Here is a 25,398-nt window from a genome sequence, read left to right on the forward strand (position 1 = left end):
GCCCGGGCGCCCGGGGCGCGTCACGGCTCGTCCCCGCGCGGGACGTCCTGCGTGTCGCCGCCGGGGCCGCCGTACCCACCGGATGTCATTGATCTGCCTAACATTCGATGACGTTGACGGCGAGGCCGCCGCGGGCGGTCTCTTTGTACTTGTCCTTCATGTCGGCGCCCGTTTCCCGCATGGTCTTGATGACCTTGTCGAGGGAGACGAAATGGTCGCCGTCGCCGCGCAGGGCGAGTCGGGCGGCGGTGATGGCCTTGATCGAGGCGACGGCGTTGCGTTCGATGCAGGGGATCTGCACGAGCCCGCCGATCGGGTCGCAGGTGAGGCCGAGGTTGTGCTCCATGGCGATCTCGGCGGCGTTCTCGACCTGGTCAGGGGTGCCGCCGAGGACCTCGGCGAGCCCGGCGGCGGCCATCGAGCACGCCGACCCGACCTCACCCTGACAACCCACCTCGGCACCGGAGATCGACGCGTTCTCCTTGAACAGCACCCCCACGGCCCCGGCTGCGAGCAGGAACCGGACGATCCCGTCCTCGTCCGCGCCGGGCACGAAGCGCCAGTAGAAGTGCAGGACGGCCGGAATGATCCCGGCGGCCCCGTTCGTCGGCGCGGTGACGACCCGGCCGCCGGCGGCGTTCTCCTCGTTGACGGCCAGCGCGAACAGGGTCACCCAGTCCATCGCCCGCAGCGGGTCGGCCACGCTGTGCCAGCCGCCGCCCTCCGCGTCGTGTTCGCGGCCGAGTTCCCGGGCCAGTTCCACGGCGCGGCGGCGGACCTTGAGCCCGCCGGGGAGCACACCCTCGGTGGAGCAGCCGGCCCGCACGCAGTCGCGCATCACCTGCCAGATGTGCAGCAGGCCCGCCCGGACGTCGGCCTCGGAGCGCCAGGACAGCTCGTTGGCCAGCACGATCTCCGAGATCGACCTCCCCGTCTCCCGGGTCATCCGCAGCAGCTCGTCGCCGGTCCGGAACGGGTGGGCGACCGGGGAACCGTCGACGAACCCGCCGCCGACCGTGTACCGGGACCGGGCCCGCTGCTCGTCGACGACGAACCCACCACCGACGGAGTAGTACGTCCGGGCGCGCAGCACGTGGCCCTCGGCGTCGATCGCCGTGAACCGCATCCCGTTCGGGTGCAGCGGCAGCGACTTGCGCCGGTGCAGGGTCAGCTCGAATCTCGCCGGGTGCACCCCGAGGAGGTCGACGACCCCGGCGGCCCGGATCCCGGCCACCCGGGCGTCCGCCGTCGTCGTGTCCACGGTCTCGGGTGCCTCGCCGGTCAGGCCCAGGAGCACGGCCTTGTCGCTGCCGTGGCCCCGACCGGTCGCGCCGAGGGAGCCGAACAGCTGCGCGTCGACCGTGGCGACATCGGCCAGCAGCGCGTCGGCCTTCAGGCCGCCCACGAACGTGCGGGCGGCCCTCATCGGGCCCACCGTGTGCGAACTCGACGGGCCGATGCCGACCGTGAACAGGTCGAAGACACTGATCACCGGGACATCCCGTCCCCGCGCCGCCAGGACTCCAGGGCGTGCAGGGCCAGGGCCCGGCGCGCCCACCGGCCGGCCGGACAGGGCCAGGGGCGGGCGCAGCCGTCGCAGGTCTGCCGCTGCGGTACCGGCACGTGCCACGCCCACCGCCACGGCGGCCGGTCCGGCCGGTGCGCACCGGCCAGGAGTAGCGCGAGCGCCGGCGCGGACCCGAAGTCCACGGCCGGTGCCCGACCTTCCACCACGATCGCCATCGCGCGCTCCCGACTCCGCTGCCGCCCGTGGCGCGGATCGGCCGCGCCGGCGTGACACGTTGATTAACCCGCACGTTCGGGTGTCGGCCAACGAAGTCCCGCGTGGCAACTGGATAGCTCTGGACGCGCCCTAGGCGTCCCACTCCAGCGGCAGCGCGTCCGGGCACCGGATCAGGCTGTTCGCCCGCAGCCGGACCTCCCCCACCGGCACGGCCAGCCGGAACCCGGGCAGCCGGTCCAGCACCGCCCCCAGCGCCTCCCGCAGCTCCAGCCGGGCCAGCTGCGCGCCGAGGCAGTGGTGCGCGCCGTTGCCGAACGACAGGTGCCGGTTGTCGGCGCGCCCGATGTCGAGGGTGTGCGGGTCGGTGAACACGGCCGGGTCGTGGTTGGCGGACTCGGTGGCGGGGAGGACGACGGAACCGGCCGGGATCACGGTGCCGGCCAGTTCGATGTCCTCCAGGGCGATCCGGGGCAGCGCGCCGCCGATGGTGCTCAGCGGCTGGAGCCGGAGCAGTTCCTCCACGGCGGCCGGCAGCAGGGCCGGGTCGGCGCGGAGCCGGTCGGCGAGGTCGGGGCGCCGGGTCAGTTCGAGGATGTACAGGCCGAGTTGGGAGGTGGTGGTCTCGTTGCCGGCGACGAGCAGGATCGAGGCCAGGTTGACGATCTCCTTGTCGGTGAGCTGGTCGTCGCCCTCCTGGGCCAGGTGCAGCGCGGACATCAGGTCGGCGCCGGGGGCGGCCCGTTTGGCGGCGAGCAGCCCGTGCAGGTACCCGTCGAGTTCCGCTCCCGCCCTCGCGACCAGGTCCATGTCGCCGTCCATGCTGCTGACCAGGGCGTTGGACCAGGCCCGGAACCGCTCGTCGTCCTCCGGCGGCACGCCCAGCATCAGGCAGATCACCCGCACCGGCAGCGGCACAGCGAGGACGGCCATCAGGTCCGCCGACGTCCGGCCGGCGACGGTGTCGAGCAGTTCGGCGATGATGGCGCGGATGCCGGGCCGCAGCCGTTCGACCTGGTGGTGGGTGAACGCGCGCGCGACGAGCCGGCGGATCCGGGTGTGGTCGGGCGGGTCGAGCCCGAGCAGGGACTCGTCGACGATCCGGCCCGGCACGAGTTTGCCCGTGTCGGGGGCGGCAGCGGCGGCCCGGGAGAACCGGGGGTCGACCAGGACCCTGCGGACCTCCTCGTAGCCGGTGACGAGGAAGGCGGGCGTCAGGTCGGGCAGCACGATCCGGCGCACCGGGCTGGTCCGGCGCAGTTCGTCGTAGAGCGCGTCGGGGTGGTCGAACGGGTCCAGCGACGCGGGCGGCGGGAAGGACAACACCGATTCGGGGGTACCTGAGGGCATCGGACCACTCCTGTCAGTGAGCGAACCCTCAGCGTAGGGTGATGATCTCTCACTGTCGACTGTGGAGTCAGGAAGCCGGGGCCACCCGGCGCCGCGCCAGCCCCCGCAACGCCGCCGCGCACCGCCGCGCGTAGATCCGCTGCGCCACCGGCACCAGCGGCCCGCCGAGCAGGGCCCACCAGACGGCCGGCCGGCTGAACACCGTCACCGTGAGCCACACCTGCCCGTCGCCGTCGCGCTCCAGCACGAACGACTCCTCGCCGTGCTCCGGATGCCCCGCCAGGGTCCCGTACGCCCAGCCCCGGCGGTCGGGCTCCTCCACGGTCCACACCACCCGGCACGGCGCGAGCACGAACCCCAGCCGGACGGTGACGGCCACCCCGGGGGCGGCCCGCCCGGTGGTCGCGATCCCCACCGGGACGGCCCGGTGCATCCGCCAGCCGAACAGGTCCTCGGTGGCGGCGTCGAGGTCGATCCGGCCGAGGGCGGTGCGGACCCGCAGGTGCCCGTACCCCTCGGGGAGCGGCCAGTGTTCCGTCGCGCCGACCTCGGCGTAGCTGTAGCCGGTCATGCCAGTTCCTTCTTCCAGGCGAGCAGTCCGCAGAGGGCGAAGCCGAGCGCGTTGCCGAGCCCGTGGGTGGCGGCCATCCAGGTCAGTCCGAGGTGCGGGGTGCCGAACGCCTCGCCGGCCGCCCAGAGCACCGCGAGCGCCATGGTGACCACGAGCACGGCCGAGCTGATCCGGAACAGGATCCCGTCCCGCCACAGCATCCAGCCGACGAGCCACATGCCGGCGGTGAGGACGAGCGCGCCGAGGAGCTCGACGTAGTCGTTGACGAAGTACCCGATGAGGACGATCTCGGTGCCGACCGGGACGGTGAGGGCGGCGATCCGGGCGACCGTCGAGTCCCGTTCGGCCCGGCAGACCAGTCCGGCGACGAGGGCTGCGGTGAACCCGGCGTAGTGGAAGTGCGGCACCGTGAGCGCGAGGATCTCCAGGTCGAAGCCGAACAGCGCGACCCCGGCGCGTTCGGCGAGCAGCGCGGTGGCCGCGATCACGGGGCTGACCAGGGCGGTGCGGATCGCGAGTTCCCGGGGGCCCCAGCCGACCCGCCGCGCGGCCTGGAAGGCGACGACCACGGTCATCGCCAGGTACGCCGCCGCCAGCGCCGCCGCCGTCTCCCCGCGCGGGAGCCACAGGCTGATCGCGCCGGGCACCGCCGCCAGCGGCCAGAAGGTGCGCAGGGCCGGCGGCAGGTCGAGGAGCCGGAGGCCGAGGGGCAGGATGACGAGCATGCCGAGGGTGACGATCAGGTTGACGAGAATGGTCATGGCGTCCCCTTTTCTTGAACGCGTTCAAGTTACCATCGGCAGTTGAACGCGTTCAATGTGATCCGGGTCGCCGATCCGGCTCGCCGCGGGTCCGTCGACAGCGGCGGCTACTGGTGACCCCGGATCGCCGCGAACACCGCGCCCAGCGGCTCCGTCCGGGCGTCGAACGTCCGCCCCCCGGTCAGCGCGGCGAGGTCCCGCATCCGGGCGGCGTCGCTGTCGGCGAACAGCACCGGAAAGACCGGCACCGACCGCAGCCCCGCCGGCAGCCCGCCGTGGAACGCCACGAACGCGGCCCGATCCCGGCCCGTGTTGTTCTCCCCGTCGGTGAGCAGCACGATCGAGGTGATCCGGTCCGGGTCCGCCGCCGCCTGGCCGGCCAGCACCCGGTACGCCTCGACCAGCGCGTCGTAGATGGCCGTGCCCCCGGCGGCGGCCAGCCCCGCGCCGAACGCCCGGATCCGGTCCAGCACCGGCCCCGGGTTCTCCGGCGGCAGGTCGAAAGTCGTCGCCGGGGAGGGCTGGGCACCGAACGGCAGCAGGGTGGTCTGCTCGCGTTCCCGGAACCGTGCCCCGGGCCCCACCCCCGGACCGGAGCCCGGGACCGGGCCCACCCCCTGCCCCGCGCCGGTCAGGACGTTCAGGGCGGCCTGCAGGTCGGCCAGCCGGGGGCCGGCCATCGAGCCGGAGGTGTCGAGCACGTACACCGTGCGGGCGGGCCGGCGCAGGGTGCCCTCGTACGCGTCGACGAGGTCGTCGATGACGGCGGCGGTGGACGGGAACGGCAGCTCGAAGATCCGGCGGTCGCCGAACCCCGCGTCCGGGCGGACCGCCGGCACCGCGGGCCGCCGCCGGGTCTCCGCCATGATCTCGCGCTGCACGGCCGGGGAGCGCAGGTACCGCACCAGCCGGACGTAGGCGTTCCTCGCGCCGGGCGACGCGGAGGCCAGCAGGCTCAGCGGGTAGTGGGCGGTGACGACCCCGTCGGTCGGGTAGACCAGGGTCAGGGGTTCGCGCAGCGCCCCCGAGGCGTTGAGGGCCAGCAGCTCCGACTCGTAGTCGAACAGGCCGTCGACGGCGGGCACCTGACCCTGGTGCCGGGCGAACGCGTCCGACAGCTCCCCCGACCCGGCGACCCGCAGGGTCTGCGCGCCGAACAGGTCCCGCACCGGCCGGCTGGCCCGGACCACGTCGTCGCGCCGCAGCGCCGCCCCCTCACCGGCCAGCGCGGTGGCCGCGCCGAGCAGGGCGGAGACCGCCGAGTGCGAGTCGTGCGGGTCGCTCATCGCGAAGCCGAACCGGTGCGCTCCCCCGGCGGCGGCGATGTCCGACCAGCTCACCGGCCGGGTGTCCCAGCCGAGCTGGCGGGCGACGGAGGTCCGCAGACCGAGGATCACGGGCGAGGACGTGATCTGGGTACGCGCGCCGAGCCGCCCCATCGCGCCCGGCGACACGGTCAGGTAGTCGTCGGAGGCCGGCCACACGGCGTCGTACCCGTCGAGGTCGCGGCCCGTCACCACCCGGCGGGCGATCTCCCGGCTCCCCGCGTGCCCGAACCGGACCGTGACCCCGGTGGCGGCGGCCGCCCGGTCCAGCACCGGTGCCAGGTCGGCCAGTTCGTCGCCGGCCAGCACCCGCAGCGTCCAGGGTTCGCCGGCCGGTCCTTCGACGGCCCCGTCGCCGCGGACCGCGCACACCCCGACGAGCAGCAGCGCGGCCAGTCCGGCCCGCCACCAGGCGCGGCTACCTCGGGACGATCGCATCGACGAGCCGTTCGAGGAGGTGGCCCTTGGGCGGGTTGACCGTGGTCAGGGTGCGGGCGACGGTCAGCCCGTGCTGGGCCATGTCGGCCGGGTAGTCGCCGGTGTTCGTGCGGTAGCCCCACCGGTTGCGGGCCATGCGCTGGAGGTCGGGGTCGGAGTTCAGGAGCCGGCCCAGCTTCTCGCCGACCGGGGTGAGCGGGGTGAAGACGTGGGCCGGCAGGATGTTCGGCCGGGGGTAGAGCAGCACCATGTCGTTGGTCATGGCGCCGGGGTCGGTGATCCGGCCGGCCGTGAAGTCGTTCTCGTAGACCAGCGCCATCGGGACCGCCGGCCCCAGGTCGCGCCCGACCAGGAACTCGCGGAACAGGTCGGCGGTCTTGACCGGCAGATTGCCCTGGGCCGCGAAGCACGGGGCGATCTGGGGTAGGACCCGGTCCGCGGCGGCCTCGTCGGCGATCACCTCGCCGCCGTTGAGGACGTGGCTGGCGATCGCGACGAACATCTCGGCCGAGTTGGAGTACGCCGGGTTCGTCGTCGCCAGCAGCACCCGGTTCGGGTTCGGGTAGGTCGTGTTGCCGGAGATCTGCGACCACCGGGTCTTCGCGGCCACCAGTCGCAGATAGGCGGACACGTCGAAGACCCAGGTGCCGTCCGGTTGGAGTTCGGCGACCCCGACCCTGCGGAGCAGCTCCACGATCCGGGTGTAGCTGGCCACGGCCATCGGGGAGGCGAACGGCGAGTACCGGGCGGTCCGGCGACCGAGCCTGCTCTCCAGGTGCTCGGCGGCCACGGTGCTGGCGGACACCACGATGTCGTACTGCGACAGGTCCACGTTCTCCGCGATCTGCCGGGTGCCGAACTCGGTCTGCTCGACCCGCAGCCCGTGCCCCGCGAGCACGCGGCGCACCTCGGGGTCGTTGAACATGCCCAGGCTGCCGGCGATGCGGACCGTGGCCGGTTCCGGGCGGCTGACCAGGACGGCCCCGACGATGACGGTGGCCGCGAGGACCAGCACGGCGAGGAAGATCAGGCCGACGTGCCGGGGGCCGGACGGTGCGACGGGAGGGGGTGGGGGGAGAGGAGGGGCAGGTTGCCGGGGCCTGGCATTGCGTACCGCCATCGACACAGTCTAATCCGAGCCGGCTGTCTATAGTGGATTCCGTCGCCGGAACCGTGCCTGGCGACGGGTCGGATTGCCGACGGACCACACCGGCCCGTCCGCCTGGGATCATGGGCCCATGTTCACGGTAGACGGGGTCGCCGCGCTCGCCACCGCGCTGAGCGGGGTGCTGGCCGCCGCCGCCGGGCTCGTCAACGCCCTGCGCCGGCCCCCGACGGAGGGGACCGCGCCCCGGCCCGCGCCGGCGCGCCGGGCCGGCGGCGACTGGCTGGCCCTCGGCTTCGGCCTGTTCGCGTGGCTGGTGGCCGCCGTGCTCGTCGCCGTCGTCGGCACGGCCGGTCCGGGGACGCGCCCGGTCGCGGTCACGGTCCTGGCGTACGGGATCGCCGTGCCCGTGGCCCTGGCGGTGTTCTTCGGGGTCCGGAGCCTGTCGGGCGGGCGGTCCGCCCCGTCCCCGCTGGTCCCCGCGGCCGGGATCCTGGCGGCGGTGGCGGCGGTCGTGGCGACGTTCATCGCGGCCGGCCCGACCCCGTCGTAGCCCACCGGCCCGACCGAACCCGTCGTAGCACGCCGGCCCGACCGGTCCCGTCCTAGCACGGCCGGCCCGGCCCCGTCGAAACGGAGCCGGGCCGGTCGTGTCCGGGCGGACCGGGCGGAGGTTCCCGGGTCCGTCGCGGGAGCGGGCGGACCGGGTGGCCCGCCCGCTCCCGGTCACGCGGTGGTGAGGGTGAGGCTGTCGAGCAGGAAGTCGGTCCGCAGGTTGGTGTCCTCGACGCTGACGAACTTCAGGGTCACCGTCTTCCCCCGGTAGCTGCTGAGGTTGACGGTGCGGGCGACGTACCCGGCGCTGGGGTTGGCGTTGGAGAACGTCGCGAGGGTGGTCGTGGTCGAGCCGTCGACGACCTGCACCTTGAACGTGTCGTACACGGTGCTGCCGGTCTCCTCCGTCACGATCCGCAACTGGTACCCGAGGGTCGCCGTGGTCCCCGTGGACGGGACCGTGACCTGCTGGCTCAGGGTGTCGGTGTTGGCCGAGCCGTTGCCGCCCATCCACGCGTACCAGGAGCCGGCCTGGGCCGGGTAGGTGGTCCAGTTGCCGACGACGCCGCCGGTGATGGTCCAGTTCGCGGTGCCGCTCTCGAAGCCGCCGTTGACCAGGCCGCCGCCGGGGGTGGTGGTGCGGTAGTCGATCGTGTGGGTGTACACGAGGTCGCGGGTGGCGGCGGTCGTGCTCAGCCCCGACTGCGGCCGGTCGACGGTGAACCACTCGTTGAACGAGCTCGACGCGTACTGCCGCATGTTGTCGAACGTGCCCGACGGCCCGCCGTCGACGTTGCGCCACAGGTCGATCAGGGCGCCGGCGACCCGGAGCTCCACCTTGTCCCCGTTCTGCGGGTTGGTGCGGCTGGCGGCCTGGTTCGGGTTGTTCCACGCGGTCTGCATCAGGTCGGCCCACTGACCGTCGGGCCAGTAGAACCGGCCGTCACCCTTGAGGTAGCCGGTGATCGCGTTGGCGAAACCCTCGGTCCACGCGCACATCGAACCGGTGACCGCGTGCAGGTAGTGCGGGCTCGGGCAGTCGCTCGCCGGCCACCAGCCGCCGTAGAGCAGGTCCATGAACGCGTGCCCGGACTCGTGCAGCACCAGGTGCTCGGAGTCGGGGTCCGCGTCGGCGAACGCCACGTGGCGCTGCCCGACCGGCTTGGAGTTGTCGAAGTACGTGCCGTCGGTGCTGCCCGGCTGCCAGTGCAGGGTGATCTTCGTGCAGGCGCTGGACTCCCGCGCCGTCCAGCAGTTGGTGCTCGAACCCCGGGCGAACCACAGCAGGTTCAGGGTGTCGAACGCGTGCCAGCCGCGCATGTGGGTCGCGCTGGGGGTGGTCGTCCCGAAGGCCGCGTCGGTGCCGGAGGGCACGTTGGACTTCGCCGCGGTGGTCACCGTGTACGTGCTGCTGCCGGCGTTGTTGGTGACCCGCCACAGGGAACCGTTGGTGCTGAACTGCACCCACAGCTGATACAGGGTCGAGGAGGCGTTGAAGCAGACGGAGTACGAGCCGTCGGTGCTCGACGTCAGGCCCGTGCCGTACGTCTGGGTGGCCGAGGACGAGGTGGCCTTGCCCAGGACGGTGACCGGGAGGTTGCGCCCGGCCAGCCACGTACCGGCCTTGTCGGACACCGAGAAGGCGCCCTTCGCGCAGATCTGGCCCGGGACGGCCGAGGGCGCCAGCGACGGCGCGACCCTGGCGGCCGGGCCGGTGCCGGGCGCGAGGGTGACGGCCGCGGAGTCCTCGCCGGTCACGCCGGCCCGCGAGGTGCCGGGGCGGTCGCCGACGGTGAGGAGGGCGGAGCCGCGTCCGGACCGGTCGGGGGTCACGGCGTCGAGGTCGGTCACCGCCGCCTCGACCTGCGCCGGACCGGCGGCCAGCGCCGTGACCTGGAACGTGACGGTCCGGCCGGCCTTCGACAGGGCGAACGTCCGCTCCGCCACCTGGTTCAGGCCGATGGTCCGGGGGGCGGACAGGCCGGATCCGCCGTTGCTCAGCCGGAGGCTGGCGGGCAGCTGGACGGACAGTCGGGCCCGGGAGATGTCGATCTGGGAGCCGAGCCGGACCCGCACGGTCGCGGACTCGCCGACGGCGGGCAGCCGGTCGAGGGTGACGTCGGCGGTCACGCAGGGGCGCGGGGCCTCCGAACGGGGGTGGGCGCCGTCCGGCGCCGCGCAGGACCGGGGGGTTTCGGCGGAGGCCGGGGCCAGCGGGGCCAGGACGGCGCAGAACGCCGCCGCGACCGCCGTGGCGACGACGCGCCGGAGGTGTCTGGAAGACATGAGGGGTGCCTTTCCTGACGGCGGTCCGAGCACCGCCGTCCGACTGAGGGGTGGACGCATCATGATGCGCACCGCGCTCAGCTCAGTGCAATATCACACCTCGCCCAACTTGCGGTCCGGTCAATACTGTGATCCCGGCGCACCCAAACCCCGGCGATGTTCACAGTTCTGTGGTGTTCAAGCAGGTCAAGGACTCGCAATTCCACAGATTGGGTACCGCGTCGGGGGCGGGACGTCGGACATGGAAAGTTTGGTCGGGCCCTCACCACTCCCAACGCATCCCGCACAGGCCCGGGGAGACGTCCCGCTCGACCAGGACGGCCGTGTTGGACGTACCGATCGACAGCGGCCGGGAGTCCTGGTCGGGCCCCGCGAGGCTGGACCGGCGGTAGCTGCGGCACCGGGCGGGCGCGTCGCCGAGGAACCGGGTCTGCAGCACGTACTCCCGGGTCGCGCTGTGCAGCCGGGTGTGGAAGTAGTCCATCGGCTTGCCGGGCGCGAACCGGTACTCGTACTCGATGACGGTGTCCTCCCCCTCCGCCAGGGTCCGGTCGAACAGCAGCTCCACGGCCAGCAGCCGGAGTTCGGGGTCGTAGCGGGTCCGGCCCACGGCGCAGGACCGGGTGTCCACGATGTCCGGTGGCGCCTGGTCGGGGTCTTCCGCCTGGTGGAACACCAGGCACCGGTCCGCCCGGTCCCGCAGGGAACGCAGCACCGGCCGGCACCGCACGCTGTGCTCCGAACGGTCGGCGGCCACCGTCAGCACCTCGTGGGTGGACACCAGGTCGAAGCGCCCGCGCGGTTCGGCGTCCAGCTGGGCCATGACGGGCGCGCCGCTGGGCCACAGGTAGTCGCGGTCGCTGCCGTTGAGCCACCTGCCCCGGGGCCGGGGCGGGCCGAGCAGCGCCACCAGCGAGGCCGCCGGCAGGCCCAGCAGGGACTCCAGTTCGCCCACGGCCCGCAGTGACGCGCCGCGTTCGGGGCGGGAGCGGTTGCGCCGCCAGTAGCTCAGTGTGGTCTGGCTGACCGCGACCCCGCGCTCGGCGAGGTGGTACCGCAGCCGGTCGAGGGTCAGGCCGCGCGCGGTGATCGCGGCGTCGAGGGCCTCGGCGAACGTCCCGGTGCGCAGCACCCTGGCCAGGTGGCGTCCGGTCGGCGGAATCGGCGGCATCGCGGCCCCCTGGGATCGGCAACGGTCGCGCCCCGTGGTGACCGCCGCCGGGGGCGGTCGCGCTCCCCCAATATCGTCGGATCGGGTCCCGCTGTCCACCCGTTCCCGCATTCCGAACTGCCTTTAACCTGCGCTTATGGGTACTGCGCGAGCCGGCGGCGGGGGCGATCCGCCCGGCCGCGCCCACCGGGGACCCGGGCCCTCCCCCCGGACTCGCGGCCCGGGAGGAGGGCGTCGCGGTCAGCTGTTGACGATGTCGTTGCGGATCTCGTTGTAGATCAGGTGGATCTTCGCGCCCTGGTTGCTCGGGCAGCCGCCCAGGTGGTGCAGCGCGACCACCTTGTGGTTCGCGTTCAGCACCGGCGAGCCGGAGTTGCCGCCGGACGTGTCGCACGAGTACGAGATGTTGTAGGTGTTGAAGTTGCCGTTCTTGATCGTGCAGTTCGCCCCGCCCTGGGTGTCCTCGTAGATGGACACCCGCTTGGCCGTGCCGTCACCGTGGCCGGGGATGTAGATCCGGGTGCCGGTCGTCGAGGCCGTGGTCTCCAGCACCAGGTAGCCGAAGCTCGTGATGTTGGCGAAGTTGTTCACGGAGTACAGCGTGTAGTCGAGCTGGCTGGAGCTGCCCGGGCTGACCCTGATCAGGGTCGCGCCGCTGACCTTCGTGCCCGCGCCGGGGTTGTTCCCGCCGCACGTGGCGCACTGGTAGTTGAACTGCACCTCACTGCTCGACACCTCGGACTGGGTGGAGAAGCAGTGCTTGTTGGTGAGCAGCCGGTTGGTGGAGCCGACCCGCCACGTGGTGCACAGGCCGCCGCCGCCGATCAGGAGCCGCGCGACCGCCTTCGACCGGGTCGACTCGGTCGGGTGGCTGGTCTGGTAGCACACCGCGTCGCGGCGCGCGTCGGTGCTGCACACGCTGGACAGGCTCGGGTTCGCGGCGACGACCTCGGCGGGGGTCAGGCCCCGCCAGTAGCCGTCGATCCGGGCACCGTAGTCGCGCCGGGCCAGGTCCGCCGCGTCCGCGCCGCGCCGGGTGGAGTGCAGGGTCACGACGGCCGTGTCCCCGTCGACCGACATGGCCGCGAAGCCGGCGCGGCCGTGCAGGGTGACGTCGGCGTCCCCGTCGGTGCGGGTGCCGTGGTAGGTGTGCACCTCGGTGCCGGCCGGGTTGGCCACCGTGATGTAGTCGCCCCGGGCGAGCTTGAGGGCCGAGAAGTGCACCTTCACGTAGGCCGCGCCGGGATGGCGGACCTCCTGGGTGCCGGCCCGGACGCCGGCTGTGTAGTCGATCCGCGCGGACAGGGGTAGTTCCTCGCCGACCGTCGAGGCCTGGGGTACCGCCCCGGCGGGTGGCGCGGCGGCCGGCGCGACCGAGGGGCCGATCGCGGCGAGCACGGGTACGACCAGGGCGAGGGCGCAGAGCAGGCGTCGAGCAGGGGTTGTTCTCATCGCCGTCCTCCAGAAAATCCACAGACGTGAATGAAAGGGGTGACGGCTACGTTGTCCGTTCACACTTCCATGAGTCAAGACAACGTGAACTATTGGGCACGGTCGATCCCCGGGCGGCGCCCGTCCGGCGGCCCGGCCCGCGCGGGGGGCGGGCGGCACCACCCGCGCGGTCGGGCGGCTCAGGCGAAGCGGAACACCAGCGGGAAGACGAGGACGACCGTCCAGGCCCAGGCCGCGTACACGAACACGTAGCGGGTCTGCCAGTTCTCCAGGCGGGCGAACGGCATCCGGCCGCGCACGAAGCCGAGGAACAGCCACGCCGACCACGCCAGGTTGGTGAGCAGGATGACGTTCTCGCCCAGCGCCGCGGACTTGTTGGGTGTGAAACCGAACTCGGTGATCCGGCCCGTGATCGCGAGCAGCACCAGGATGTCGATGACCAGGGCGCTGACGACGAGGGCGAGCTGCAGCCGGTCGAAGACACCCGGCCGGGCGGTGAGGTCTCGGGCCGAGAGGGAGTACAGCAGCAGGCCGAGGACGACGACGAGCAGCAGGTCGAACAGGATGAGCGCCTCGCGCTCCACGTCGATCCCGTTGTTGGTCCACACGATGGCGACGAGGAACGCCAGCAGGGCGGCCGCGAACAGCGGCGTGAACACCCGGGTCAGCACCGGCGCCATGTTCTCGATGACGCTCTGCTTGGCCTCCACGAGCCAGGCCGCCACGACGACCGCGGCCGAGGCCCCGCACGGCACCAGCCAGGAGGAGATAAAACTCTCGACGTCCAGGCCGATCGCGTGGAAGGTGCCCGCGGTGAACGCGGTGAGCACGCCGCCGCCCAGGGCGATCAGGACGAAGTAGATCAACCACTCGCCCGTGAACCGGATGAAGTCCATCCGGCGCCGGCCCGAACGCCAGTCCCCGCCCACGTAGCCGAGACCGACGACCAGCCAGAGCGCGAGCGGCAGGTGGATCGCGGTGAGCGCGACGGACTGCGAGTCGTCGGCCAGCCGGTAGGCGTTCGCGCCGAACGCGCCGACGACGAACAGGGCCGCCAGGACCGCGACGACGCGCGCCCCGACCTGGCGCCGCCAGGCGAAGTAGCCGGCCAGCGCCGGGAGGGCGAAGAGGCTGGCGTTGCGCGCGTAGAAGCCGGCGTCGTCGTCCATGTCGACCCCGAACCAGCCCGGCAGCTTGACCGCGAGGGCCGCGAGGGCCGCGCAGAGCACCATCACGGGCAGTTCGCGACGGGTACGGGCGGCGGCGGGCGCGTCCGGCTCCCCGGGCAGCACGAGCTGCTTCCACAGCCGCTCGGAGTGCTCTCGCGCGAACTCCCGGGACAGCTCGTCGAGGCCGCCCATCCGCTTGACGGCGATCAGGAACGCCTCGTCGGACGTCAGGCCCGCCTCCGTCAGCTCGGCGATCCGGCTCCGCAGGTGGTCCTCCAGCTCCTCGGCGTCGGCGTGGTCCAGCTCCCGCCGGCGGTGCATGTACGCCCGCCACTCGGCGATCTGGCCTTCGAGGTCGTTGTCGACGGTCATCGTCCCGCCTCCCATGCCGGTGCCGCGAGGGGCCCGATGGACTGTGCCGAGTTCCAGACGCCCCGCAGGGTGTCGATGACCGCGGCCCACTGGCGGCGCTGTTCGGCGAGCTCCGCCCGGCCCTGGTCGGTGATCCGGTAGTACTTGCGGCGGCGGCCACCGGGTGGTGTGTCCCAGGTGGCGTCGACGTGCCCGAGGCGCTCCAGGCGGTGCAGCAGTGGGTAGAGCAGGCCGTCGGTCCACTCCAGTTGGCCGCCGGACAGCTCGTTGACCTGCTTGAGGATCGCGTAGCCGTAGCTCTCCCCCTCGGCGAGGATGCCCAGCACGAGGGGGGTGGCCGAGGCGGCGACGAGGTCCTTGGTGATGCGCATGCGACTCCCTGACCCTAGAACTACTATGCATAGTAGTTCTAGGTATCGCGGGCCCGCAATCCCGCCGGCGTGCCCGGCTCGTCCAGGGTGACGACCCGGGCGGAGTTCTTGCCCTCCTTCTTCGCCGCGTACATCGCCGAGTCCGCCGCGTGCAGCAGCGCGTCGGCGTCCTGCCGCCCGGCGCGGTCGATCGCGGCGCCGACGCTCGCGCCCACCACCACCCGCGCTCCGGCGACCGGGCACGGGACGGCGACCGCCGCCACGATCCGCTCGGCGATGGCCGCGACCACCACCGGGTCCGGGTCGGTGACCACGACGCCGAACTCGTCCCCGCCGAGCCGCGCCAGCACGTCGGTGTCCCGGACGCACCGCCGCAGCCGCGCGGCGATCGTGACCAGCAGCTCGTCGCCGGCCCGGTGACCGAACCGGTCGTTGACCGGCTTGAAGTCGTCCAGGTCGACGATGACCACGGCGGTGCCGCCGCGCGCGACGGCCTCGGTCAGGAACTCGGTGAACAACGCCCGGTTGCCCAGCCCCGTCAACCTGTCGTGGTAGGCCTGGTGGCGCAGCGCCGCCGCCAGCCGTTGCCGCCGGCCGACCTCGGCGCTGAGTTCGTGGACCAGGCGCTCGTTGTCCCGGAACGCGAGGACCTGCCGGACGACGACCAGCAGGGTGCAGAGGAACGCGCCCGCGACGGCCGCCCAGGCGCGCAGGTCCAGGCCGTTGCGCACGAGGGTGAGCACGAGGACGACGTACACGCTGGCGATGGCGGCGTAGGGCAGCAGGCTGAACCGGCGCCGGTGCGACTGGCCCCGCCGGTCGACGACGGACGGCAGCTGGTGGAACTGGACCACGACGGCGGCGGTGACCAGCGCGTTGGCGACCACGGTGGCGGCGAGCAGCAGGTTCAGCCGGTCGTTCTCCACCCAGGCCAGCCCGCCGGTCGCCTGGATCGACGTCTCCAGCACGGCCGCGCCCACCGACAGCGTCCCCGCCGCCCGGGTGAACGGCGGTACCCGGCTGAAGACGAGCCTCGTGGTGGCGAACAGTTCGACCAGGAACAGCACCGGGGTCCCGACGAGCCCGGTCGCCGAGCGCATGTCCAGGGTGGGCCGGGCGACGAGGTAGAACCCCCAGGCCAGCCCGGCGGCCATCACCGTGGCCAGGTCGAACCAGTGGCGCAGCCGCTCCCCGGGCGTGGCGAGGCCGAGCGGGGTGGCCAGCATCCCGAGCAGGAAGATCACGACCCCGGCGGTCACGAGGACGGCCTGGCCGGGCACGCCGGTCACGGTGGCGATCGTCGTCGGCCCGGTCAGGATCGCGGCCAGCTGGACCACGTCGCCGAGCAGGAAGCAGGCCAGCGCCGCCGTCGCCACCCACCACAGCCGGCGGTGGCCGGGCGGCACGGCCCGGCGGGCGATCCGCGGGGCGAGGGCCAGCGCCCAGCCGTGCAGGACGAGCAGGGCCAGCCAGCACACCCGGTTCTGCGCGGGCAGGCCGGCGCTGTCGGTCACGTACCACCCGGTCAGGGCGAGGACGCCGAGGGCGAGCGCGGCGAGCCGCCAGTCGCCCCACCAGCCCGACGTCCACCGCCGGCCGGGATCCGCGACGGGCACCGCCATCAGCCAGCCCCTTCCACCACGGTTGAAGTTTACGCCCGCTGTGGCATATTAAGAGCCCTTTTAGGGGGTACTGGGGTGCGCGCCGGCACCACCGCGAGGGCCGGCGGTAATTCGGTTGAGGCGCCTTCGACGGCGGCCGTACCGTCACCCCCATGGTGCTGTGACGAGCCTCGCCCCTTCCCGCCGCCGGCCCGACCGCCGGTCGCGCTCCCCCATCCGCCCGGCCGCGACGGCCGAGGGCGGCTTCCGGCTTCCCCGAAAGGCTCGTCATGAACGTTTCCGACCTGCCGCGCGTCGGCGCGCGGCATCCGCTCGTCCGCCAGGTCCGGCAGATCGCCGGCAACCTGGGTCCGGGGCGCCACCAGCGCTTCGTCGCCGAGGGCCTGTGGGCCCACCGGATGCTCGTCGAGCTGGGCGCGCGCGTCGACACCTTCCTGTGGTGCCCCGAGTCCGGCACGTCCACCGAGGCCCGCGCGCTCGCCGCCCGGGTCGCGGCCCACGCGGGGACGGCGGTGCGGATCTCGGAGCGGACCCTCGACCGGCTCCGGGACCGCGAACAGCCCGACGGGATGATCTCCCTGGTCACGGTGCCGACCTGGGGGCCCGCCGACGTCCCGCTGGCCGGGGAGGCCCTCGTCCTGGTCGCCGACGCGATCGAGATCCCCGGCAATCTGGGTACGCTGCTGCGCACCGCCGACGCGTGCGGTGCCGACTGCCTGATCGTGACCAACCGCCGGACCCGGCTGGCGCACCCGATGGTGTTCCGGGGCAGCCGGGGCATGAACCTGCGGGTGCCCGTCCTCGAGTTCGGCGCGCCGGCCGCCGCCCAGGACTGGTTGCGCGGCAACGGTTTCACCACGTTCCTGGCGACGGTCCCCGGGGACGCCGTGCCGTTCCCGGAGGTCCGGTTCGGCGGCCGGACCGCTCTCGTGGTCGGCAACGAGCGGGTGGGCGTCGGCTCCGGGTGGCGGGACCTCGGGCTGCCACGGGTCACCATCCCGATGCACGGCCGGGCCGACTCGCTCAACGTCGCGGTCAGCGCCTCCGTGCTGTTGTACGCGGCCCGGGTGCAGCGCGGCGGGCCCGGCGGCCCGGGGCACCTCATGGCCGAACCGCCCGACCGGGCGACGCGGCGCGGCGCGGCGATCCGGCTCCCGACGGCGCACGGCGCCCCGACCCACCGGGTGGATCCCCGTCGACGTCGCGGACCACGGCCGGGCCCGGGCCGCCCCCAGATCCGGGGCGGGCGGGTCCGCCGGCACGGACGGTCGGGCTGACCCGGACGCGAACCAGGCCCGCGCCGGTGGCACGGGCGAGGTGGACGACGGGTGCGGTGTGGGCGGTGGGCGGGACGGTGGCGCGGTAGCGCTCCGGGAAGTGGCTCCGATCCGGTCGCGGGCCCGGGCGGCCCGGGCGGGACCGGCGAGGTCGGGGAGGGAGGAGGTGACCTCCCCGACCTCTGTCCAGCGGGCCGGAGTACCCGTCCGGCTCTGACGGTCGGAGCACCGCTGGAGCACCGGCCGGCCACCCTCGTCCCAGGGGGTGACCGGCCGGGCCGTCCGAGAGGCGGGCCTCCGCGCGGAGTACCCCCCTCAGCCTGTGATCTTGAAGATCTTCGCGTCCTCGGTCGGCACACTGACCGGGGTGGAGGTCCTCAAGGTGCCCGACGTTCCCGACCACAGTTCGGTCATGGTGTACGTCGTGGCCGGGTTGAGACCCAGCCGGGCCGCGTCGACCGTGAACGTGCGCGCCCCGGTCTTGTCGAAGTTGAAGACGGCCAGGTAGGTGGTGCCGCCGTCCTGGAGCACGTACATGTTGTTGGCCTTGAAGCCGGTGTCGGCCTCCACCGGCCGGAAGGACCGGCCGAGCTGGGCGATGCCGTTGACCTGCGGGTTCTGCAGGAACTTCTTCGCCCGGACCTTCAGTTCGGCGTTACCGCCGGCCGAGAAGTCGTCGCTGATCAGGTACACGCCGGTGATGACGGCGGAGGTGACCCGCGCCCGGTTGTAGCTCTCCGGCCAGACGCCGATCAGCTGGGCGTTGTTGTTCTGGTAGACGTAGTTGCCGAACTGGATGTGGTCGGCGTCGTTGTAGGCGTAGAGCTCGTCGAGCCACCAGCCGTAGGTGAGCGAGTTGAGCATGTACTCGGTGCTCTTCTGGTACCGGTCGGGCTCGCTCTCGTGCCAGTTGTTCATGCTGCCGTGCGCGTCGCAGGAGATCCGGCGGGCCTGTGCGTACTGCGCCATGAACAGCGGGGAGATCGCCGCGTCGACGAACATGTCCGGGCCGGCGTAGCCCATGAACTGGCCCATGCCCTTGTGGAAGGCCTGCAGCCCGGTCCTCGCGGTGGTGTCGTACCAGCCGTCGGCCTCCAGCGTGCCGTGCGTCATGAAGTCGATCTTCACGTAGCGCACGCCCAGCTCACGGAACTTGGTCAGGGCCAGCCGCGCCCGGTTGAGCACCCCCGGGTTGGTCGGGTCCAGGGCCCAGGCGCCGTCCCGCTGGATCGGCACGCCGTTCACCTTCAGCGCCATCTGCTTGAGGGTCTGGTTCGGGCAGGTGGGGCACAGCTTCGTGCCGCCGATCTGCTCGTTGAGACCTTCGAGCCAGAAGTGCGCGAAGGGCTGGAAGTACAGCGCCGGCTCCTGGCCGTTGGCGCGCACCGTGCTGACGTAGTTCTCCAGCTTCGCCCAGCTCGTGTTCGGGTCCTCGTAGGACCACTGCGGCTCCAGCAGCGCGTCCCAGTAGGAGTCGATGCCGACGTAGGGCGCCGCCGCGCCGGGGGCGGTGTTGCGCCACGCGGGCACCTGGTCGGCGAGGAAGTCACTCGTCTGGGTCATCAGGTTCGGGTCGGCGACCCGCGCGCCCAGCCCGCCCCACGAGTTGAAACCGAACGGCACACCCTTGTTCCAGGTCCGCGAGGGCACGACCCTGGCGTTGGTCCGCGCGAAGGTCTCCATGCCGGCGCGCCAGTCGGAGTAGTACCCGATCAGCATCCGGGGCGAGGACACGGTGGTACCCGACAGCGCGCGGTGCGCCCGCTCCTCCCGGTTGAACTGGTACCGGTTGTCCGCCGAACCGTAGTCGTACTGGTAGTCGGTGAGGCCGGCGGTGACCTCCAGGCGGTTGAGCTTCCCCGAACCCCCGGCGGCCACGGTCGCCGACTTCCAGGTGTCGTGGTCGACGGAACCGAACACGAAACCGGCGCGGCTGGCGTCGTCGTAGAACGAGGTGACCTCGAAGCTGCGGTGCGCGGTGGTGACGGTGTCCACCGGCTTCGCCTCGTACCGGACCCAGGCGTCGTTGTCGACCGGTACCAGCAGGACGCGGTTGTCGCCGGTCACGCCGAGGTCGACGCCGCCGGCCGTGTCCACCAGCATCGGGATCATCCTGTTGGTGCTGACGGCCGACGAGGACGAGGCCTCGAGCTGGATCAGGAAGTGGTCGGGTCCGTCGAACGTGAACCGCTGCCTCAGCGTCGGCTGTCCCGGGCGGGTGCACGTCACGGTCAGGCTGGCGTAGGAGCAGGAGGCCCCCGCGTCCTTCGTGGACACGAACGCCGAGCCGACGTCGGCGCCGCTGTACATGCCGGTGATCCGGCGGACCCCCGAGTAGTAGACGTCGGCGCGGCCCGTGGTCAGGCTGTAGTTGATCCGGATGTTGCCCGCCGCGATGTCGACGCCACCGCCGGGGGTGGGAGTGGCGGTCGGGGTCGGGGTCGGCGTCGGGCTGGGGGTCGAGCCACTCGCGGTCAGCTCGATCCGGTCGATGTCGGGGGCGTATCCCGACGGGTTGGCCAGGGTGACCGTGTTGCCGCCGGCGGTGAGCCGGACGGTCAGCTCCGTGGTGGCGACCTTGTCCCAGCCGCCGCTGGGGGCGAAGGTGACCGGTACGCCCGCCGCGCTGTTCACCGTGACGGTGGCCTGGCGCTGGTCGGCGGTCGCGTAGGAGATCCTCAGCCGGTAGTCGGCGGTGGCCGGCGCGGTCACGGTGTTGAACCGCAGCGTGCCGGTGCCGCCGATGTAGCCGACCTTGGCGCCGCCGGAACAGGCGCCGCAGCTGGCCGTGGCCGCGCCGCCGGCGAGGGTGTTGGCGGCGGACTCGGCCTCGTACGACGTCGCGGACGGCAGCGGGTCGATCTCGATGCTGTCGAGGTCGGGCCCGTACCCGGTGCCGCTGTCGATCCTGATCACGTTGGAACCCGCCGCGAGGGGGACGGTGAGTTCCTGGATCCCGACGGTGTTCCAGCCGCCGGTGGACGCGAAGGAGACCGTGCCGGCGGTGCCGCCGTTCACGCTGACCTGCGCGGACCGGGCGTCCCCGGCCGTGTAGTGGATCCGGAGCCGGAAGCCGCCGGCGGCGGCGGCCGAGACGCCCCGGAACTCCAGTGCGCCGCCGCCGTAGACGTCACCGACCTTCTTGGCGCCGGAGCAGCCCGCGCAGTCGCGCACCCCGGCGCGGCCGATCAGGGTGTTGGCCGTGGATTCGGCCTCGTAGCTGGCCGCGCTGGCGGGACTGCTGACGAGCACGACGGCGAGGGGTACCAGGCCGGCGGTCAGCGCTCCTGCGAGGAGACGGCGCCGTAAGGGGAACGGTTTCATGTCCGGGAAGTCCTTCCGTGCGATGAGGGGGGAGGTGCGGTCGCGGCTCACGGCCGCGCGGGCGGTCAGTCCTTCAGGCCGCTCATGGTGATGCCCTGCACGATGTAGCGCTGGGCCACCACGAACATGACCACCAGGGGCAGGACGGTGATGACCGCGCCGGCGAACAGCCCGGGCAGATTGATGGTCTGCGCGGTGAGGAACGTCGACAGCGCGATCTGCACGGTCCAGGTGGAGGGGTCCTGGCCGATGACCAGGGGCCACAGGAACGCGTTCCAGCTGTCGATGAACGACAGCGCTCCCATGGAGGCGATCATGGTCGTGGAGTTGGGCAGGGCCAGGCGCCGGAAGACACCCAGGTGGCCCAGCCCGTCGAGCCGGCCGGCTTCTTCGATCTCGGTGGGGAACCGCAGGTAGAAGCTGCGGAACAACAGGACGGCGAAGGCGTTGAACAGGCCCGGGGCGATGATCCCCCACCGGGTGTTCACTCCGCCGAGCGCGTCGACGACCACGAAGGTCGGCACGAACGTGACCGAGCCCGGGATCATCAGGGTGGCGACGACGAACGCGGTGATGAAGCCGCGCCCCGGGACCTGGATCCGGGCCAGCGCGTAGCCGGCCATGGCCGCCAGCAGGGTGGAGACGGGGGCGGTGACGACGGCGATCAGCAGTGAGTTCGCCAGGGCACTGCCCATGGGTACCGACGGGTCGGTGAACAGTTCCGTGAAGTTGTCGAAGGTGAACGGGAGGGGCAGCCACTGCCAGTCGGGGGACGTGACCTGGCGGGTGGTCATGAGCGAGTTGCGCAGCATGACGTAGAACGGCAGCAGGAACAGGGCGCTCAGCGCGCCGAGGCCGAGGTAGCGGACAAGGACGCGTGCCATGGTCAGTCCTTTCGCCCGAAGCCGACCACGCGGCCCTGGACCAGGGTGACGACGACGATGATCAGGGTGAGCAGGAACGCACCGGCCGATCCGACGCCGTAGTTCTGGTCGCCGAGCGCGACGCCGTACAGGTAGACCAGAGGGGGGCGGACGGGGGCCGTGGCGCTGGCGCCCAGTCCGCTGCTGAAGATGTTGTAGAACTCGTCGAACGCCTGCAGCGCGTTGATCAGCAGCAGCATGAGCACCGCCACGGACGTGTTGCGCAGCATGGGCAGGGTGATGTGCCGGAACATCGACCAGCCGGCGGCCCCGTCCAGCGCCGCCGCCTCGTACAGGTGCGGCGGGATGGACTGCAGGCCGGCCAGGAACAGGACCATGTAGAAGCCGACCTGGAGCCACAGGCGCAGGGTCACCAGGACGACCCAGTACAGCGGCGGGTCCTGGGTGGACACCCAGGCGACCGTGTCCAGCCCGAACAGGCCGAGGACCGTGTTGGCGATCCCCGCGGGCAGGCCGTTGAACAGGGCCATCTTCCAGACCAGCGCGGCGGCGACGTAGGACACGGCCGCGGGGATCAGGAAGGTGGTGCGGAAGAAGGCCCGGCCCCGCCGTACCCGGTGCACGAGGACGGCGAGCCCCAGGGCGCCCGCGAAGGTCACGGGCACGATGAACACGGTGAACAGCAGGATGGTGACCAGCGAGGACCGGAACCCCGGGTCGCGGAGCAGGAACTCGTAGTTGTCCAGCCCCACCCACGACCCGACGTCGATGGTGCCCCGGGCCTCGCTCAGGCTGAGCAGGAAGCTCCAGCCGATCGCCACGTACTTGAACAACCCGAGCCCGAGGACCATGGGCGCGGTCAGGACCACGAAGGCCAGGATCGCGGATCTGTCGGTCCGCCGCCGGGTCCGGGTGGCGGTGGCCACGGTCCGGACCTGGGGAGGACGGGTCGTTGTCGTCATGTCGTTCAGCCGAGCTGCTTGTCGATCTCGGCCTGCACCCGGGTGGCGGCGTCGGCCAACGCGGCGGCCGGGTCGGCCTTCTGCTTGGCGATCTTCGCGGCCGCCTCGCCGAACGCCGTACCCGTCGCGGTGTTCCACAGGGACGGGAAGGAGTGGCTGTACTTCTGGGAGATCTCCACCGCGTCCCTGGCGGCACCGGCGGAGAACTCGGTGGTCTTCGCCGCGACGCCGGACTTCGGGGGCACGTGGAACCCGTACTTCACGCACCAGTCCTTCTGGAGTTCCTCCTGCCGCACCCACAGCCACTGCACGTACTTCTTGGCCTCGTCGATGTGCTTGCCCTTGGCGTTGACCAGCTCGTACCAGCCGCCGAGCCGCGCGGCCGGGGTGCCGGAGGAGGTGAAGGCCGGCCAGGGCACGACCCCGAAGTCGTCGCCGAGTTCCTTGCTGATGGCCGGCAGCGCCCAGAGTCCGCACCAGTGCATCGCGGCGGCGTTCTGGGTGATCGCGCCCGGGTCGTACCAGTCGGTGCTGAAGCCCTCCAGGAGGACCCCGGCGTCGTGCAGTTGCCGCAGTCCGCCGATGGCCTCGCGGACGGCGGGCGAGTTGAAGGCGACCTTGTTCCCGTCGAGCAGGTCTCCCCCGGCCGACCACAGCAGCAGGTAGGGCACGTCGCCGATGCCGTCGTTGCCGACGAACAGGCCCTTCTGCTTGGGCGTGGTCAGCTTCTTCGCGGCGGCGAGCAGTTCGGCGAACGTCCGCGGCGGGGTGACCCCGGCGGCGGCGAGGACGGACTTGCGGTAGTACAGCATCATGATGTCGTCGATCATCTTGATGCCGTAGATCTTGTTGTCGACGGTGACGAGGTCCAGGGCCGTCCTGCTGAACTCGCCCTTGGCGGAACCGAGGACGTCGTCCAGCGGCGCCAGGTGGCCGTTCTTGACCATCTGGTGGCGGAAGTCGCCGATCTCGAAGACGTCCGGGGCGGCGTCGGTGAGCAGCGCGGAGTTCAGCTTGGTCTCGTACTCGCCGGCCACCCACGACACATTGATCGCGACTTCCGGGTTGGCCTTGGTGTACTCGGCCGCGTACCGCTTGACGGCCTCCTGGGTGCCTTTCTCCCCGTACGCGTGGTACCACTGGTTCAGGGTGACTTTCACCCCGGGAGCCTTCTTGGGGTCCGAGCCGCAGCCGGCCACGACCACGCCGCCGGCGAACAGGAGCGACGTACTGAGGAAACGACGACGGGAAAAGGTGCTACTCACGGGGGGTTCTCCGTTCAGGTGACCCAGAATGGGCGAGTCTGTTCTACGGATCACCCAGGTCAGGGGCATCCGCAATGATATGGACGTTTCCGCCGGTCACACCTCCGCTTTGGGAGGATGCGATCCCAATTCAGTTGTCGGGGATCACCGGCCCGCTAGTTGTCGTGGCCCGAGAACAGGCTCTGGACGGCCACCGAGGCGGCACCGCGTGCCCATTCCTCGAACGGCAGCGGCCGGATGATCAGCGCGCACTCGGCGGCCGCCCCGAACGCCTGCCGGGCGAACGTCTCGCGGATCTGGGGTTCGAACAGGTCGTAGGCCGCCAGGCCCTCCCCGGAGACCACGATGCGTTCCGGGCCCACGAGGTTGGCCACGGCGGTCAGGCCGAGTCCGATCGCGTGCCCGGCCCGGTCGAAGACGCCCCGCAGTAGCGGGTCGCCCCCGCGCGCGCCCGTCACCGCCTGCTCCATGCTCAGCGACGGCGTGCCCGTGACGAGCCGGGCGCGGGCCACGATCGCGTCGGTGCTCGCGATGGCCTCCACGCATCCGGCGCCCCCGCAGTGGCAGGCGGGCTCCGCCGCGACGGCCAGGTGGCCGAGTTCGCCGGCCACGCCGTGCGCGCCGGCGACCAGGTTCCCGCCGATCACGAGCCCGCAGCCGATGCCGGTGCCGACGGTGACCAGGGCGAACGAGGACAGGCCGACGCCCTCGCCGAACCACTGCTCGGCGACGGTCAGCGCCTTGACGTCGTTCTCCAGCACCACTGTCAGGCCGGTGGCCTCGGCGAGCAGGTCCGCCAGGGGCACGTCGCGCCAGCCGAGGAACGGCGAGTACCGGACCATGCCGGTCGCGCGGTCCACGTCGCCGGAGACCGCGACGCCCATGACGTGGGTGCGCTCGCGGTACTCGGGCGAGCGGGCCAGCAGGTCCCGGACCAGCTCGGCGAGGGCGCCGACGACGTGTTCGACGTCCCCGGCCGCGAGCTGGTGGTGGGCGGAGGTGCGGATCTGGGTCCGCAGGTCCCCGACGACGCCGATCAGGTCCTCGGTGGTGATCTTCACGCCGACGAAGAACTCGCGGTCCGCCCGGACGACCAGGGGGCTGGCGGGGCGGCCGGCACCGGGGGCGGTGCGCTCGCCGGCGACCAGCTCCTCCAGGTAGCCCGCGTCCAGGAAGGGCCGGGCGGCCTTGGTGATCGCGGCGGAGGACAGTCCGGTGCGCCGGGCGAGGTCGACCCGGGACACGGGGCCCTGGGTGAGGACCTGGGTGAAGACGGCGGTGGATGCCTGGGTGGTGATCGGCGGGCGTCTGGGGCTCATAGGCCGAACACTAGGCACATAAATTAACTTCGTCAAGAATTGAATTTCACGAGCCCGAAACATAGGCTGATTTCGAAC

At 72.2% G+C, this 25,398-nt stretch carries 20 protein-coding genes; 2 read left to right on the forward strand and 18 right to left on the reverse strand.

The genetic code is table 11. From position 1 onward, the window contains the following. Positions 1-97 precede the first annotated feature (97 nt). The 7 genes from AB0M43_RS05740 to AB0M43_RS05770 form a co-directional block, all read right to left on the reverse strand. Complete coding sequence (locus tag AB0M43_RS05740) at positions 98-1,492, reverse strand: L-serine ammonia-lyase (protein ID WP_363721511.1); 1,395 nt, start codon at positions 1,490-1,492, stop codon at positions 98-100. After that, on the reverse strand, positions 1,489-1,743 hold the full coding sequence (locus AB0M43_RS05745) for a hypothetical protein (RefSeq protein WP_363721513.1): 255 nt from the start codon (positions 1,741-1,743) through the stop codon (positions 1,489-1,491). The genes AB0M43_RS05740 and AB0M43_RS05745 overlap by 4 nt, the downstream gene beginning before the upstream one ends. A 130-nt stretch (positions 1,744-1,873) precedes the next feature. Beyond that, complete coding sequence (locus AB0M43_RS05750) at positions 1,874-3,091, reverse strand: cytochrome P450 (protein ID WP_363721515.1); 1,218 nt, start codon at positions 3,089-3,091, stop codon at positions 1,874-1,876. 67 nt (positions 3,092-3,158) lie between these two features. After that, the gene (locus tag AB0M43_RS05755; protein ID WP_363721517.1) at positions 3,159-3,662 is read right to left on the reverse strand and encodes a DUF1990 domain-containing protein; all 504 of its coding nucleotides are present in this window, start codon (positions 3,660-3,662) and stop codon (positions 3,159-3,161) included. After that, entirely contained in the window at positions 3,659-4,423 is a 765-nt protein-coding gene (locus AB0M43_RS05760) for a YndJ family protein (RefSeq protein WP_363721518.1), read from the reverse strand. Before AB0M43_RS05760 ends, AB0M43_RS05755 begins: the two co-directional genes overlap by 4 nt. Positions 4,424-4,530: 107 nt before the next feature. After that, entirely contained in the window at positions 4,531-6,186 is a 1,656-nt protein-coding gene (locus AB0M43_RS05765) for a substrate-binding domain-containing protein (protein WP_363721520.1), read from the reverse strand. After that, complete coding sequence (locus tag AB0M43_RS05770) at positions 6,167-7,306, reverse strand: hypothetical protein (RefSeq protein WP_363721521.1); 1,140 nt, start codon at positions 7,304-7,306, stop codon at positions 6,167-6,169. Before AB0M43_RS05770 ends, AB0M43_RS05765 begins: the two co-directional genes overlap by 20 nt. 118 nt (positions 7,307-7,424) lie before the next feature. Here AB0M43_RS05770 and AB0M43_RS05775 point away from each other — a divergent pair, with 118 nt between their 5' ends. After that, positions 7,425-7,844, forward strand: a complete 420-nt coding sequence (locus tag AB0M43_RS05775; protein WP_363721522.1) for a hypothetical protein — start codon at positions 7,425-7,427, stop codon at positions 7,842-7,844. A gap of 173 nt (positions 7,845-8,017) precedes the next feature. Here AB0M43_RS05775 and AB0M43_RS05780 read toward each other — a convergent pair whose 3' ends face one another. The 6 genes from AB0M43_RS05780 to AB0M43_RS05805 form a co-directional block, all read right to left on the reverse strand. Beyond that, on the reverse strand, positions 8,018-10,132 hold the full coding sequence (locus AB0M43_RS05780) for a hypothetical protein (protein ID WP_363721524.1): 2,115 nt from the start codon (positions 10,130-10,132) through the stop codon (positions 8,018-8,020). A 262-nt stretch (positions 10,133-10,394) separates the two neighbouring features. Beyond that, positions 10,395-11,303 (reverse strand): hypothetical protein, encoded by a 909-nt coding sequence (locus tag AB0M43_RS05785; RefSeq protein WP_363721525.1) that lies wholly within the window; start codon positions 11,301-11,303, stop codon positions 10,395-10,397. Between the two features lie 240 nt (positions 11,304-11,543). Then, positions 11,544-12,755, reverse strand: a complete 1,212-nt coding sequence (locus tag AB0M43_RS05790) for a serine protease (RefSeq protein WP_363721526.1) — start codon at positions 12,753-12,755, stop codon at positions 11,544-11,546. Between the two features lie 179 nt (positions 12,756-12,934). After that, entirely contained in the window at positions 12,935-14,296 is a 1,362-nt protein-coding gene (locus tag AB0M43_RS05795) for a permease prefix domain 1-containing protein (protein WP_363721528.1), read from the reverse strand. After that, positions 14,293-14,667, reverse strand: a complete 375-nt coding sequence (locus AB0M43_RS05800) for a PadR family transcriptional regulator (RefSeq protein ID WP_363721530.1) — start codon at positions 14,665-14,667, stop codon at positions 14,293-14,295. The genes AB0M43_RS05795 and AB0M43_RS05800 overlap by 4 nt, the downstream gene beginning before the upstream one ends. A 38-nt stretch (positions 14,668-14,705) precedes the next feature. Further along, entirely contained in the window at positions 14,706-16,289 is a 1,584-nt protein-coding gene (locus tag AB0M43_RS05805) for a GGDEF domain-containing protein (protein WP_363721532.1), read from the reverse strand. Positions 16,290-16,558: 269 nt separating this feature from the next. On the opposite strand from AB0M43_RS05805, the gene AB0M43_RS05810 reads away from it, so the two are divergent. Continuing rightward, positions 16,559-17,566 (forward strand): TrmH family RNA methyltransferase, encoded by a 1,008-nt coding sequence (locus AB0M43_RS05810; RefSeq protein ID WP_363721534.1) that lies wholly within the window; start codon positions 16,559-16,561, stop codon positions 17,564-17,566. A 315-nt stretch (positions 17,567-17,881) separates the two neighbouring features. On the opposite strand, the gene AB0M43_RS05815 is transcribed toward AB0M43_RS05810, so the two are convergent. The 5 genes from AB0M43_RS05815 to AB0M43_RS05835 all read right to left on the reverse strand — a co-directional run bounded on the left by AB0M43_RS05815 (position 17,882) and on the right by AB0M43_RS05835 (position 25,320). Beyond that, positions 17,882-20,890 carry a carbohydrate-binding protein gene (locus AB0M43_RS05815; RefSeq protein ID WP_363721536.1) on the reverse strand — a complete coding sequence of 1,003 codons (3,009 nt, stop codon included), beginning with the start codon at positions 20,888-20,890 and terminating at the stop codon, positions 17,882-17,884. A 65-nt stretch (positions 20,891-20,955) separates the two neighbouring features. Next, positions 20,956-21,774 (reverse strand): carbohydrate ABC transporter permease, encoded by an 819-nt coding sequence (locus AB0M43_RS05820; protein ID WP_363721537.1) that lies wholly within the window; start codon positions 21,772-21,774, stop codon positions 20,956-20,958. 2 nt (positions 21,775-21,776) lie between these two features. After that, positions 21,777-22,736 carry a sugar ABC transporter permease gene (locus AB0M43_RS05825; RefSeq protein ID WP_363721539.1) on the reverse strand — a complete coding sequence of 320 codons (960 nt, stop codon included), beginning with the start codon at positions 22,734-22,736 and terminating at the stop codon, positions 21,777-21,779. A 5-nt stretch (positions 22,737-22,741) separates the two neighbouring features. After that, on the reverse strand, positions 22,742-24,001 hold the full coding sequence (locus tag AB0M43_RS05830) for a sugar ABC transporter substrate-binding protein (RefSeq protein WP_363721540.1): 1,260 nt from the start codon (positions 23,999-24,001) through the stop codon (positions 22,742-22,744). Between the two features lie 155 nt (positions 24,002-24,156). Then, complete coding sequence (locus AB0M43_RS05835) at positions 24,157-25,320, reverse strand: ROK family protein (RefSeq protein WP_363721542.1); 1,164 nt, start codon at positions 25,318-25,320, stop codon at positions 24,157-24,159. Between the last annotated feature and the right edge of the window lie 78 nt (positions 25,321-25,398).

The sequence above is a fragment of the Longispora sp. NPDC051575 genome (assembly GCF_040681875.1).
GTDB lineage: Bacteria > Actinomycetota > Actinomycetes > Mycobacteriales > Micromonosporaceae > Longispora.